At 58.7% G+C, this 12,597-nt stretch carries 9 protein-coding genes, 1 tRNA gene, 2 rRNA genes and 1 pseudogene (1 of these 13 running past the window's edge); 4 read left to right on the top strand and 9 right to left on the bottom strand.

Translation table 11 applies throughout. From position 1 onward, the window contains the following. Positions 1 to 10: 10 nt before the first annotated feature. The gene (locus ABDK75_RS13245; protein ID WP_346004482.1) at positions 11 to 1,195 is read left to right on the top strand and encodes an IS91 family transposase; all 1,185 of its coding nucleotides are present in this window, start codon (positions 11 to 13) and stop codon (positions 1,193 to 1,195) included. A gap of 500 nt (positions 1,196 to 1,695) precedes the next feature. Here ABDK75_RS13245 and ABDK75_RS13250 read toward each other — a convergent pair whose 3' ends face one another. The 5 genes from ABDK75_RS13250 to ABDK75_RS13270 form a co-directional block, all read right to left on the bottom strand. Continuing rightward, positions 1,696 to 2,769, bottom strand: coding sequence for an alkene reductase (locus tag ABDK75_RS13250; protein ID WP_003618718.1), 1,074 nt, complete (start codon positions 2,767 to 2,769; stop codon positions 1,696 to 1,698). A gap of 254 nt (positions 2,770 to 3,023) precedes the next feature. Further along, positions 3,024 to 3,707 carry a YoaK family protein gene (locus tag ABDK75_RS13255; protein WP_003618716.1) on the bottom strand — a complete coding sequence of 228 codons (684 nt, stop codon included), beginning with the start codon at positions 3,705 to 3,707 and terminating at the stop codon, positions 3,024 to 3,026. Continuing rightward, positions 3,707 to 4,969, bottom strand: a complete 1,263-nt coding sequence (locus ABDK75_RS13260; RefSeq protein ID WP_003618713.1) for a sodium:proton antiporter — start codon at positions 4,967 to 4,969, stop codon at positions 3,707 to 3,709. Before ABDK75_RS13260 ends, ABDK75_RS13255 begins: the two co-directional genes overlap by 1 nt. A 130-nt stretch (positions 4,970 to 5,099) precedes the next feature. After that, on the bottom strand, positions 5,100 to 5,393 hold the full coding sequence (locus ABDK75_RS13265; RefSeq protein ID WP_003618711.1) for a type II toxin-antitoxin system RelE/ParE family toxin: 294 nt from the start codon (positions 5,391 to 5,393) through the stop codon (positions 5,100 to 5,102). Next, the gene (locus ABDK75_RS13270; RefSeq protein WP_003618686.1) at positions 5,390 to 5,650 is read right to left on the bottom strand and encodes a type II toxin-antitoxin system RelB/DinJ family antitoxin; all 261 of its coding nucleotides are present in this window, start codon (positions 5,648 to 5,650) and stop codon (positions 5,390 to 5,392) included. Before ABDK75_RS13270 ends, ABDK75_RS13265 begins: the two co-directional genes overlap by 4 nt. A 224-nt stretch (positions 5,651 to 5,874) precedes the next feature. Between ABDK75_RS13270 and ABDK75_RS13275 the strand changes: the two are divergent. Then, positions 5,875 to 6,600 (top strand): annotated as a pseudogene (locus ABDK75_RS13275) (hypothetical protein). A gap of 93 nt (positions 6,601 to 6,693) precedes the next feature. Here ABDK75_RS13275 and ABDK75_RS13280 read toward each other — a convergent pair. Next, positions 6,694 to 8,751, bottom strand: a complete 2,058-nt coding sequence (locus ABDK75_RS13280; RefSeq protein ID WP_048846583.1) for a ParB/RepB/Spo0J family partition protein — start codon at positions 8,749 to 8,751, stop codon at positions 6,694 to 6,696. Between the two features lie 393 nt (positions 8,752 to 9,144). Here ABDK75_RS13280 and ABDK75_RS13285 point away from each other — a divergent pair, with 393 nt between their 5' ends. After that, a complete protein-coding gene (locus ABDK75_RS13285) occupies positions 9,145 to 9,339 on the top strand; it encodes a hypothetical protein (protein ID WP_048846582.1) in 195 nt (64 codons plus the stop codon). A gap of 12 nt (positions 9,340 to 9,351) precedes the next feature. Further along, positions 9,352 to 11,085 (top strand): recombinase family protein, encoded by a 1,734-nt coding sequence (locus ABDK75_RS13290; RefSeq protein WP_346006188.1) that lies wholly within the window; start codon positions 9,352 to 9,354, stop codon positions 11,083 to 11,085. Here ABDK75_RS13290 and ABDK75_RS13295 read toward each other — a convergent pair. The 3 genes from ABDK75_RS13295 to ABDK75_RS13305 all read right to left on the bottom strand — a co-directional run. Further along, positions 11,042 to 11,118: transfer RNA gene (locus ABDK75_RS13295), tRNA-Met, on the bottom strand. The genes ABDK75_RS13290 and ABDK75_RS13295 overlap by 44 nt on opposite strands. 48 nt (positions 11,119 to 11,166) lie before the next feature. After that, a 5S ribosomal RNA gene (rrf, locus tag ABDK75_RS13300) occupies positions 11,167 to 11,281 on the bottom strand. 80 nt (positions 11,282 to 11,361) lie between these two features. Further along, positions 11,362 to 12,597: ribosomal RNA gene (locus ABDK75_RS13305) — 23S ribosomal RNA — on the bottom strand (it continues 1,501 nt past the right edge of the window).

The following is a 12,597-nucleotide window of genomic DNA, read 5'->3' on the forward strand; positions in this document are numbered from 1 at the left end:
GGGCACCGTCATGTCCGCCTCGCTCGAACTTGGCGATATCTTCAGGGCTGCCGGTCCTGCCTGGCGGGTAGCCCATGCCGGCCGTCTCCCCCTGCAGCAGCTCAAGGTCATGTCGGCGGTCGAACACTGTCGCACGGCAGCCCTTGGTGGCCATGTCGCGGCCTGCGGGGACTGTGGACACTGGCGGATCGCCTATAACAGCTGCCGCAACCGTCACTGTCCGCGCTGTCAGGGAAACGCCGCACGGACATGGCTGGCCGAACGGGAGGCCGATCTCCTGCCGGTCGGGTATTTCCATGTCGTCTTCACCCTGCCGGCGCGGATCGCCGACATCGCGCTCCAGAACAAGGCCGTTCTCTACGCCCTGCTGTTCCAGGTTGCCTCGGAGACGATGATGACGATCGCCGCCGACCCCCGGCATCTGGGCGCGCGCATTGGTATTACCGCCGTTCTGCATAGCTGGGGGTCGGCGCTGACCCACCATCCCCATGTACACATGATCGTACCAGGCGGCGGCCTGTCCCCCGATGGCCAGCGCTGGATTTCATCGCGCCCGGCCTTCCTGCTGCCCGTCCGTGTGCTAGGGAAACTGTTCCGCCGCCTGTTCCTGACCCGGCTGCGCGCACTGTTCGATGCCGACCGGCTGGTCTTTCGGGGGCAGCTTGCCTCTTTGGCAGAGCGTCGTGCCTTTGTGCGATATCTGGCCCCTGTGCGCAGCAGACGCTGGGTCGTCTACGCTAAACCCCCTTTTGCCGGGCCCAAAGCGGTGCTGGCCTACCTGTCGCGCTATACCCACCGTGTCGCCATCTCGAACCGCCGTCTCCTGGCGTTCGATGAAAGAGGCGTGACGTTCCGGTATAAGGATTACCGCCGGGATACCGCGCATCAGCAGCAGGTCATGACACTGGCCACGGATGAGTTCATCCGCCGCTTCATGCTGCATGTTCTGCCACGGGGATTTCATCGTATCCGCCATTATGGCCTTCTGGCCAGTTCCAGCCGCAAGGCCAGCCTCGCCCGAGTGCGGGAACTGCTCAAGGTCATACCAGCGTCAGAAATCCCGGAAGCTGAAACGGTCATGCCACTTCCGTGCCCATGCTGTGGTGGTCCGATGATCGTCATCCAGATCCTTCCCCGATGGTGCCAGCCCCGAGGGCCGCCACGGACAACTGATCCGACCGGAGGATCACCATGACAGCCCGCAGAGACCACAGCATGACCCGATGCCTGTCGGAACCGTCTCGTTCCGGCACACCGACAGACCTGCGCAAAATGCGAAAAAACGGCAGAAAATGGGCACCTGGAACCGATGGTCCTGTCATCATCATCCGTAGGATCCGAGGGAAATGCCCTTTATCGCGTCACGAATGTCTTCACGTGACCCCGCTCTAGGGCGCCTCAGGCCCGCACCAGTTGCAAATTCCCCATAACTGAGTCCCGGTGTCGCGGGTTCGTTCTTCCCAGACTTTCGTACGCCTCGCGGCGCCCGAAACCCTTCAGGGAAACAGACAGTCGGCTATCGGGATAGAGTTACCGAAAACAGCCTTTCGCAGTGTTCACATTCATGGCAGGGAGTAGAACTATTCAGGTGATTTCGCCTACTTCACGACAAGTATCACGTCGGCGGCTAAATATTTTCTATAGTTCAAATGCAAGTTCCTTCCATTGGAAGGAACTTGCGGGAAAAATAGGGTATCAGCGAGCAAGCGGATAATCCGTATAGCCTTCTGCACCCTGCGAGTACCAGGTGCGGATATCGTCCTTGTTCTGGGGCAGATTGTCTTCCAGACGACGCACGAGGTCCGGATTGGCGAGGAAAGGCCGACCAAACGAAATGGCGTCCGCAACACCGGTAGCGACTGTCTCGATCGCTTCTTCCCGTGTGTAGTCCTGATTCAGAACCAGCGGCTTCCTGAAGACTTCGCGGATCGGACCATGCAGCTTGGGCTGGTCGGTCTTGCCGAACGTGCCGTTCGGTCCGGGCTCGCGCAGTTCAAGGAAAGCGATATCGAGGTCATTCAGCAGCTTTGCGGCCGGCACAAAAACCTGCCCTGGATGACTGTCGATGCAGCCCTGCGTATCGCCATTGGGGGACAGCCTTACTGACGTTTTGTGCGCGCCAATCGTTGCGATCACGCGTTCGGTGACTTCACGCAGGAAGCGGATGCGGTTTTCCGGCGAACCGCCATATTCGTCGGAACGATGATTGGTGCCGTCCCGCAGAAATTCGTCGATCAGATAACCGTTGGCGGCATGAATCTGCACACCGTCAAAGCCTGCCTGAAGGGCATTGCGAGCAGCATTTTCGTAGTCGTTCAGGATGCGGGCAATGTCCTCCTTGGTGAGAGGGCGGGCGACTTCGGGAGCCTGCTTGCCATCGTACGTATGGAGGGCTTCAGGCGCTTTTGTCGCCGAGCAGGACACAGGTTGCTGGCCCGTCACGCTGGAATGAACCATCCGACCCATATGCCAGAGCTGGGCCACAATCTTTCCACCCTTGGCGTGAACTGCGGCGGTGATGGGCTTCCAGGCTTCCACCTGTTCCTGCGACCACAGGCCCGGCGCATACGGCCAGCCAAGACCTTCGCGGCTGATCCCGGTCGCTTCTGAGATGATCAGACCGGCTCCGGCCCGTTGCGCGTAATATTCGGCCATGATGGGGGTGGGCACATGATCACGGGTGCTCCGACCGCGTGTCAGCGGCGCCATGAGAATTCTGTTTTTGGCGTAAATGCTTCCCAGTTCAATCGGCTCAAACAGGCTGGTCATGACAGATCCTTCTTAAAAGATGCAGTTCCTATGAATTTGGGAAGCCTCACGAGGAATACAACAGAAGGCTTACAACCTCGTCTGACTTGAGGTGAGCACTGCCTGTCTGCTGAATTGGTGAAGCCGACAGGCAGATTTGGGGGGGAAGCTGAATGTCGGCTGTCAGGCATGAAAATCTGACCTGACCGAGAGGCAGATTCGCATCATAAACGCGTTACGTCCTGCGTCTGATCCTGACCTGTCAGACAGGGTGTTCAATTATCGTCCTGCCCGGAACGCTCCGTTTTCCAGATATCCCGGTATAGAAAGACAAGGAAAGGGACGGGCCAGAGGAACGGAAAACTACCGTGCAGGGCCAGCCCCGTAGCGGCGGCCATCACGCCTGCCAGAAAAGCCCCCCACGAAAGTAGCGGCAGAAAAATGCTTCCTGCGATAGGGCGAATGTTCCTGTCCGGCGCAATCCATGACGCCATCCATTCCGCAATTCCCGATGCGGCTTTTAACAGGTTTGTCGTCACGACGATCGTGGGCATGGGCGTGCCGGAGAATTTCGCGATCGTTTCGCCCTGCACGGCCAGAAGTGCCGGAAGCACGAGAAATTCTCCCCAGTAACGCAGGGACGATCCCTGAACCGCCTGCGCCAGAACCATGAAGATCGTCATGACCATGACCCCGCAAGCTGGCGACCATAACAGCCGCATCAGGCTGGCCAGAATAGCGGCAAGAAAAAATACGCCCAGCACACCCATCAGAAGCAGGCCGTGCTGCCAGTTCCCACTGATAAACGAGGCGCCCATATGCGTGGTATTGCCGGTCATCGCGCCGGCAAAGACACCGCTCAGATCGACGAAACTCAGGGCATCCACATAGCCTGCGACAAGCCCGAGAATGAGAACCCGCCGGGCGGAAATCGAGACGGGAAGAAGGGAAGACGGCATTACTGCGGCCGGGAGACGATTGACGGATAGAGCCTGCGGGCGACCCGCTCCATGGTCAGCCCCTGCACGATGATGGTGAACACCACGACACCGTAACAGACAGGCAGCAGCAGATCACGCAGGTCTCCGTGCGGCAGGCCAAGCGCCAGAGAAACCGAGATGCCGCCACGCAGGCCGCCCCATGTCAGGATGCCGAGGACACGGCCCCGCTCCCACTGCCGGAGATGAACCGGCAGGGTGGAGAACAGCACACTCAATGCCCGCACGGCAATGGACAGCGGGATCACGGCAAGCGTCGCCAGAACCGTGAACAGATGCGGCGTGATCTCCAGTATTTCAAAGCCGATGAGCATGAACAGCAGGACGTTCAGCACTTCGTCAATCAGCGTCCATGCAATGTCGAGTTCCTTGCGCGATACTTCATCGAAAATGGAATGGCTGTAGCTGGTTCCGAAGCAGAGACCGGCCACGACGACGGCAATCGCACCGGACATCCCCAACTGATTGGCGATGCTGAAGGTTCCGGTCGCCAGAGCCAGCGAGGTCAGCAGATCAATATGCGGGTCACGCTGTCCCTTGAGCACACGAAGAGCAATCCACCCGGTTATCGCTCCAAGAAGACCACCACCGAGCGCTTCGCGGCAGAAGCTCATGGCAATCTCAGAAGCGCCCACCCCTTGACTGTCTCCAGTCGCCAGCCCGATCGTCACACCGAAAATGACGACGCCCACGCCGTCATTGAACAGGCTCTCGCCCGCAAAGACGGCCTGTAGCGGTCCTGGCAGTCCCAGACGTTTCAGCATTCCCACGACCGAAACCGGGTCTGTCGGAGCGAGGATAGCGCCGAGCACGATGCACCATGTAAAGGGAACGGCATGGCCCAGCAGCGGGAAAACACACCACGCCGCGACCGCCAGAAACGCCACGGCCAGAACGGTTCCCAGAATGGAGAGAGCGGTCACAGACATCAGCTTTGCTCGCAGATGCCCGACATCCACCTGCATGGCTCCCGCAAAAAGCAGCAGCGACAGGGCACCGTTCAGAAGTGCCGCAGGCAGATTGATCGCGCCGAGTACAGACCGTGGGAGAGCCTGAAGGTCATAGGCCGGGATCAGAGGGTTCAGGATCATGACCAGAAGCGAGGTCAGCAATGAGAAGACCAGAACGCCGATCGTGACAGGAACACGCAACGTATGGTGGTTGAGAATGCTGAAGCCTGCCGAGAGCGTCAGGAGTAGAGCAAGAAGGCTGATGGTATCCATGACCTCACCGCTGACTGCTCAGGCTCCTTACGTCAAGAAAAACCGAAAATAGTCCGCTATTCGAGAAGCTTAACCGGGCATTGAATGACAAAAATGAGGCGGGAGCTGACTTTCTACCAAGAAAGTAAATTCACTCTGTTCGCTTCGAAGCCAGTTCATAAATCTCATTATCGGCTCTCCGGCCAACGGCAATTACATAGATGACGATCCGTTCGTCGATGACCTGATAAACAAGGCGGTAACCATCTTTCAGAAGCTTGATCTTATAAAACCCTGATAGGTCGCGATGCAGTTCGTTTCCTGGAGAGTGAGGGTTCCAGATCAGCTTTTCCAGCTTCTTTTCAAATTTCTTACGCACGCTGCCGTCAAGAGCATCCCACTCTCTGAGCGCTCTGTCGTCGAATTCAAGACAATACTCTTTCATTCGCGATGACGGTTCTTAAGCTCTGCAAAAGTCATACGATGCTTTTGGGCAGGGTTTTTTAGGCGTTCGCGCACAATCTCGATAAGCTCCGCATCCTCGTCTGTGACAAGCCTCCGCTTGACGGGAGAGCGACCCGTTTCAGCAATATACGCGAGCGTATCGCGCAGTGCGTCAGAAAGTGAAATGCCTTGAGCCGACAACTTCTTAACTGCGGCTGCCTTCAGCGTTTCATCTACCCGGAATGTAACAGCAGACATACAAAGCCTCCTTGCGTGTATGCACATATGTATCACAGTTGTTGGTACAAATGAAGCGAAAGATGGTCGATGCTGATGTCTGCATTCGAGAAACCTGATCGGTTGCGGAAACGGCAGAAAAGAGGCGTAAGCCGACATTACGACGACGGAGACTGAGCTGAGATGAGCTCCACGTCACAAATCCAGATTGGCAACTCGCACCAGTCTGGTTCATTGTTTACCCGATGCGGCCATTCCATTCACCCAACGACGGCGACCTCCCCCTGTCGCATGCCCTCATACTGAAGGCCGCGCTGCTGACGATCGGCTATATCGAGGAACACGGCCCGATCGGCCTCACGCCCAGCAAGGCGCTGAAACGCTATTTTGTCGCATGAGCCGCCGAGGCATTTGACTGGCCCGGCTATACGGTTGAAGACCTCTATGCCGTCAATAAAGTCCTCAATGAACATGATTTCCCGCCGCTGGTGATCCTGCATGAGGTTCTGCTCAGTGCGAAGCTCGCAAGGCATTTCAAGGGAACCCTGCGGCTGACCGACCTGGCGAGAAAGCTCAAATCGGAGCCAGCCCGGCTCTGGATGCTGTTGACGACTCATCTTCTCTTTGTCATCGACCACAGTCCATACACCCGAAGCGAAGAGCCACTGCTCGGCAACTGGGACATCTTTCTCAACGTCATTAATATCGAAGCTCAGGTTGCCGTCACCGAAGAGCGGCTGTGTTCGGTTCTCTACGGGGGCGAGGAAGATGATATCCGTCGCCGGGATTTCAAGCTGACCGCCAGTCTTTACGTCCATGTCCTGCGACCGCTGTGCTGGGCAGGACTGCTCAACGAGCACCGAACAGGCTCCGGCTTCAGCAGACCGGATTTCTATACCAAAACGCCTTTATGGCCAGTAGCCCTCAGCCTTGAAACGGACCGTCACCTGCAACCGGTGACCCATCACTAACGACTGCCGGCTTCCACTCCGGCGCGATATCGCTCCAATACAAAAGGCGGCTCCCGGAGACCGGAAGCCGCCCATGATATTCATCGACAGATCTCACTCGGCTGCGACCGCATCATGACTATCGGTCATACGCGCCGCCCCTTCTTCCCTTTCAGTTCGCTCCGGCACGTTCGCCGTCCGCAGAGCCTCGGGCAGCCAGCCGGCGCCCTCAAGCAGCCTTTCGGCCGCCTGCGCCATGTCGTTCTTTTTCAGATGTGCAATACGCTCGGCTGCCTCACTTCCCCGCGCCTCGCGCACGGCTTCGAGAATACGGGCCTTGGTGACGCGGCCCAGATAGTTCTCCACCGTCGGCTGCCAGCCCGCTTCGACCAGATCAAGCGTAAGCGCAGTGGCGAGGCGGTCGGCTCGCGCCAGCCGTTCCCTGACGCTGCGTGCCAGAGACGGGCCATGGGACGATTCATGCAACGCGTTGATCCCGAAAGACAGGCAATGCGCCAGCAGGGCCAGACGGCTGGTGTCATCCAGTCCGTCGATCCAGCGCCACAACGCGTCCTCATCCTCCGGCAGATCGTGCTTCCAACCTTCGTTGCGCTGGCGCAGCGCATGAGCCGGCAGGCTGCCCGGCATGTCGGGGGAATGCACCGGCAGGGAGATTTCCCGAACATAGGCTTCCAGGCAGTCCGCGCCCGAGACCTGCCAGTACAGGTCGCGCATCAGCGTGTGGAGCAGTTCCGTCAGCGCGATATGCGGATTGCCGGCAAACGCATCGCGCAGGGCCAGCGTGCGCCAGGCCGTCAGTTCGGTCAGCAGGCGGTCGGAAAGCGGCTTGAGTCCGTCTTCTTCTTCGGGCTCGGTATCGAAGGTATCTTCCATCCCAATTCCTTCGACATCGTCACCCGTGCCGTGATGAACGACCGTGTCATCATATCCCTCGGACTCATCGTGACCATCCTCGGGCTCCACCGGCATATCCTCGGGCAGAACGAAGCCCCGTTCGACCAGCAACGTGCCGTCGGTATCGAGACTGACAAAGACGCCGGCTCGCTGCATGTCCACCGGATCGAAGGACACAGGGCGTTCTTCCAGCGCCTCAATGGCCTGCTCGATCTCGCCCAGGCGGATATCAACGTCTTCGGGGAATTCATCGGCCTGCGCGTATTCCGCCTCGATCGTTTCCTGCTCGCTGTGCAGCGCGGTCAGGCGGGCGGCTTCTTCTTCCAAGAGCACCACTGGCACACCGTCGATCTCCGCTAAGTGCCGTGTGTGCCCCCAGGGGAAGGATAGCGCCGTCTCGACCCATTTCCAGCCTTCGGCACGGACCTGTTCGGCCGCCTCCTGCAGCTTTTCCATCACCAACTGATCGAGCAGGGTCGGATCCTGCAGCCAGCCGCCGTCGTCTGCCTCGAACAGGTCACGCATGACGGGACCGCCGGCGGCAAGATAGACGTCCAGCCCGACAAAGCGCACCCGGCGATCTGACGCCCGCACGGTTTTCTCCGTCAGCATGCGGCGGATCAGATAGGGTTCGCGATTGTGGCTCTGGGCAATAATCTCCCAGACCTGTTCCTGACGGGTGTGGTCATCGCTGATCGAAAAGGCCATGAGCTGGTCGAGCTTCATGCCATCCTGCTCGTAGATCTCGCGCAGTTTGTCGGACACGGTCATCAGGCGCAGACGCTGTTTGACCACGGTGGGCACGACGAAGAACGCGGCCGCGATTTCTTCCTCGGACATGCCCTTCTCCAGCATGTCACGGAAAGCCCGAAACTGGTCCAGCGGATGCAGGGCCACGCGCTGGACGTTTTCGGCCAGGGAATCATCCTCGGCGAGAATGGCCGATCCTGCCTCACGCACGACACAAGGCACCGGGGCGGTTTTCGCCAGTTTCTTCTGCTTCACCAACAGTTCGAGGGCGCGGAACCGGCGCCCTCCAGCAGGCACCTCGTAGGCACCGGTTTCCGCCCCCTCACCATTCAGGACGGGACGGACGTTCAGGCTCTGCAGCAGGCCGCGGCGTTCGATGTCGCGGGCCAGTTCCTCGATCGACAGACCGGACTTCACACGCCGCACATTGGACTGCGACAGCACCAGCTTGTTGAAAGGAATATCACGGGACGCATTGAGGGCGATTTTCTGGATGGCGCTCGCCATGGCAGGACACTCCGTAACGGACGGGCGGAAGCCTCTCTCCCACCCCTGAATCCGTCACGAAAAACCCCACGTCCCTCTTCCTCTCTCCCGGCCCCACGAGAGGTCAAACCGCATCCACGGAATGGCACGGACACGACTTTACGGAAGCTACATCTGCTCCAGTCGATCTGCGAGTCGACACGCGTCACGATAAAATACGACCATTATAGTCGTTCAATCACTGATTTGTGATAGTGCCGACCATGATAGCCGCGAATGTTCGCGCGTATCCCCAAGCCCTCTCTGCACGGCGCATCTCCCTGTTTCCACGTATTTTTCTGTTCACGCCTATCCCGTCCGACCTCCACAGTGCTGTCAGAACCACTCACAGGTCCATGCAGAAAGGACGGGAAGATGGCACGCCAACGCGATACGATAGCGGGCAAGGTGCGGCTCGTTCTCGACGCCCCGGAGGCCAACGTGACACCATTACGCAATGGAGCCGATCCTCGGCTGGTCAGTCTGGTCCGGCTTCTGGCCCGTCAGGCCGCACGGGATTTCGTCAACGCTGAAGTGGAGGCCGCGAGGCGACGCGATCTCCAGGATTAAGGAGATGGGATTGTGAAAGTCGCGCTCTACGCCCGCTACTCATCCGACAACCAGCGCGATGCGTCGATCGAGGATCAGTTGCGCCTCTGCCGGCTTCATGCGGAGAAACAGGGCTGGACGATCATCGACAGCTACACCGACCGTGCCATCTCCGGTGCTTCCCTGCTCCGCCCAGGTATTCAGGAACTGATCCAGGACGCTACGCGCGGCCGCTTCACGATCATCGTGGCCGAAGCCATGGACCGGCTGTCGCGCGACCAGGAAGATATCGCCGGCCTGTTCAAACGGATGACGTTCGCTGGCGTGCGGATCATCACCCTCTCCGAGGGCGACGTTACCCACCTGCATATCGGCCTCAAGGGCACCATGAATGCCCTGTTCCTCAAGGATCTGGCCGAGAAGGTTCGGCGGGGGCTGCGCGGGCGTATTGAGGACGGCAAGTCCGGCGGCGGCAATTCCTATGGCTATGATGTCGTGCGCCAGTTCGATGCGAAAGGCGAGCGCATCCGGGGCGACCGGACCATCAACGAGGAGGAGGCCCGCACAGTCAGACGGATCTTCACCGATTACACACGGGGAAAGTCGTCCCGCACGATCGCCATGGAATTGAACCGGGACGGCGTTCCGGGTCCGCAGGGACGTGATTGGGGACCGTCCACCATTCACGGCAATCGGGAACGCGGCACCGGTATCCTCAACAACGAGATGTATGTCGGGCGCCTGGTCTGGAACCGGCTGCGTTATCTGAAGGATCCGGATAGCGGCAAGCGCGTCTCACGCCTCAATCCTGAATCCGAATGGGTGATCCAGGAGGTGCCGGAATTACGGATCGTCGAACAGGATCTGTGGGATGCCGTAAAGGCCCGCCAGGCCGAAACGACGTTCAGCCAGCCGGCACGGGGAAACGAGGCCCTCAGCGCGCAACGGCGTCCCCGCCATCTCTTTGCCGGGCTGATCCGCTGCGGCTGCTGTGGTGGTGGTTACAGCATGATCTCAAAAGATCTGCTCGGCTGCTCGACAGCACGCAACAAGGGCACCTGCGACAATCGGCTCAACATCCGTCGCGACGCCCTCGAAGCATCAGTGCTGAGCGGGCTGCGCACGCATCTGATGGAACCGGACCTGTTCAAGGAGTTCTGCAACGAGTTCACCCGCGAGGTGAACCGACTGCGCATGGAACTGGGTGCCGATCTCGCAGCAATGCGGAATGAAATTCCCCGCATCGACAGAGAACTGGATAAGCTTCTGAATCTTATCCTTGCCTCAGATGACATTGAGGCATCCAAGCGGGTCATGAAAAAAATGACGACGCTCGAAGCCCGCAAGGAGGAACTGGAACAGAAAGTCGCCAATACCGAGGAGCCGCCTCCCCTTCTCCATCCGAACATGGCGGAGATCTACCAGCAGCGGATCACGTCTCTTTATGAGAGCCTTCAGGCCGAAGAGACGAAGACCGAGGCTGCCGAGCGCCTGCGCACACTGGTCTCGCAGATCACGCTCCAGCCGACCGACGGCGAACTGACGATCATCCTGCGCGGCGACCTAGCGGCGATCCTGCAGTTCGCGGCGCACAAGAAAAACGCCACGGTCCATCCGGACAGTGGCGTTCTCGATGCGTTCGTATCGCAAGTATCGTTGGTTGCGGGGAACCGCACACTACGATCACGGCGAAATGTGGCGAATGGTCATTCGCAAGCGTCGTTGGTTGCGGGGGTAGGATTTGAACCTACGGCCTTCAGGTTATGAGCCTGACGAGCTACCGGGCTGCTCCACCCCGCGGTGGTAATGGTGATGTTGGTGTTTTGGGAGTGATGAGTGGGCTAGGGGACCTGGCGGCGACCGACTTTTCCGCACCTTGAGGTGCAGTATCATAGGCGCTGAGGGATTTCACGGCCGAGTTCGGGAAGGGATCGGGTGTAGGGCCCTCGCAATGGCCACCAGGTCTTCTAGCCCACCCAGTCTTTTTGAGAGTGGGTGGAGGTTGGTGTTTTATGAGTGTGGCTGATTTCTGTGCATGTGTTTGATGTGAGAAGTATGAGCGATTAGGACCGGTTAGCTGCATGCATTACTGCACTTTCACACCCGGCCTATCAACGTGATGGTCTGTCACGGCTCTATGAGACCTCGTTTTGAGGTGGGTTTCCCGCTTAGATGCTTTCAGCGGTTATCCCGTCCACACTTAGCTACCCGGCTGTGCCACTGGCGTGACAACCGGTGCACCAGAGGTATGTTCATCCCGGTCCTCTCGTACTAGGGACAAATCCTCTCAAGTCTCTTACACCCACGGCAGATAGGGACCGAACTGTCTCACGACGTTCTAAACCCAGCTCACGTACCACTTTAATCGGCGAACAGCCGAACCCTTGGGACCTGCTCCAGCCCCAGGATGTGATGAGCCGACATCGAGGTGCCAAACCTCCCCGTCGATGTGGACTCTTGGGGGAGATCAGCCTGTTATCCCTAGAGTACCTTTTATCCGTTGAGCGATGGCCCGTCCACGTGGGACCACCGGATCACTATGGCCGACTTTCGTCTCTGCTCGAACTGTCATTCTCGCAGTCAGGCGGGCTTATGCCATTGCACTCGACAGCCGGTTTCCGACCGGCCTGAGCCCACCATCGCGCGCCTCCGTTACACTTTGGGAGGCGACCGCCCCAGTCAAACTGCCCACCATGCAGGGTCCCGGACCAGGCTTACTGGTCTCGGTTAGACATCAGAAAAATTCAGGGTCGTATTTCAAGGGTGGCTCCACCGGTGCTGGCGCCCCGGCTTCAAAGCCTCCGACCTATCCTACACAGGATTTTCCTGATGCCACTGCAAAGCTGCAGTAAAGGTTCATAGGGTCTTTCCGTCTGACCGCGGGTACCCCGCATCTTCACGGGGAATTCAATTTCGCTGAGTCGATGCTGGAGACAGTGGGGAAGTCGTTACGCCATTCGTGCAGGTCGGAACTTACCCGACAAGGAATTTCGCTACCTTAGGACCGTTATAGTTACGGCCGCCGTTTACCGGGGCTTCAATTCAATGCTTGCACATCTCCTCTTAACCTTCCGGCACCGGGCAGGCGTCAGGCCCTATACGTCATCTCACGATTTCGCAGAGCCCTGTGTTTTTACTAAACAGTCGCTACCCCCTGGTCTGTGCCACCCAACCATGGTTGCCCACGATTGGGTCTCGTTTATCCCGAAGTTACACGAGCAATTTGCCTAGTTCCTTCAGCATCGTTCTCTCAAGCGCCTTGGTATTCTCTACCAGTCC

Origin of the sequence: Gluconobacter sp. OJA (genome assembly GCF_039638325.1) — a bacterium.
In the GTDB taxonomy this organism is placed as follows: Bacteria; Pseudomonadota; Alphaproteobacteria; order Acetobacterales; family Acetobacteraceae; genus Gluconobacter; species Gluconobacter cerinus.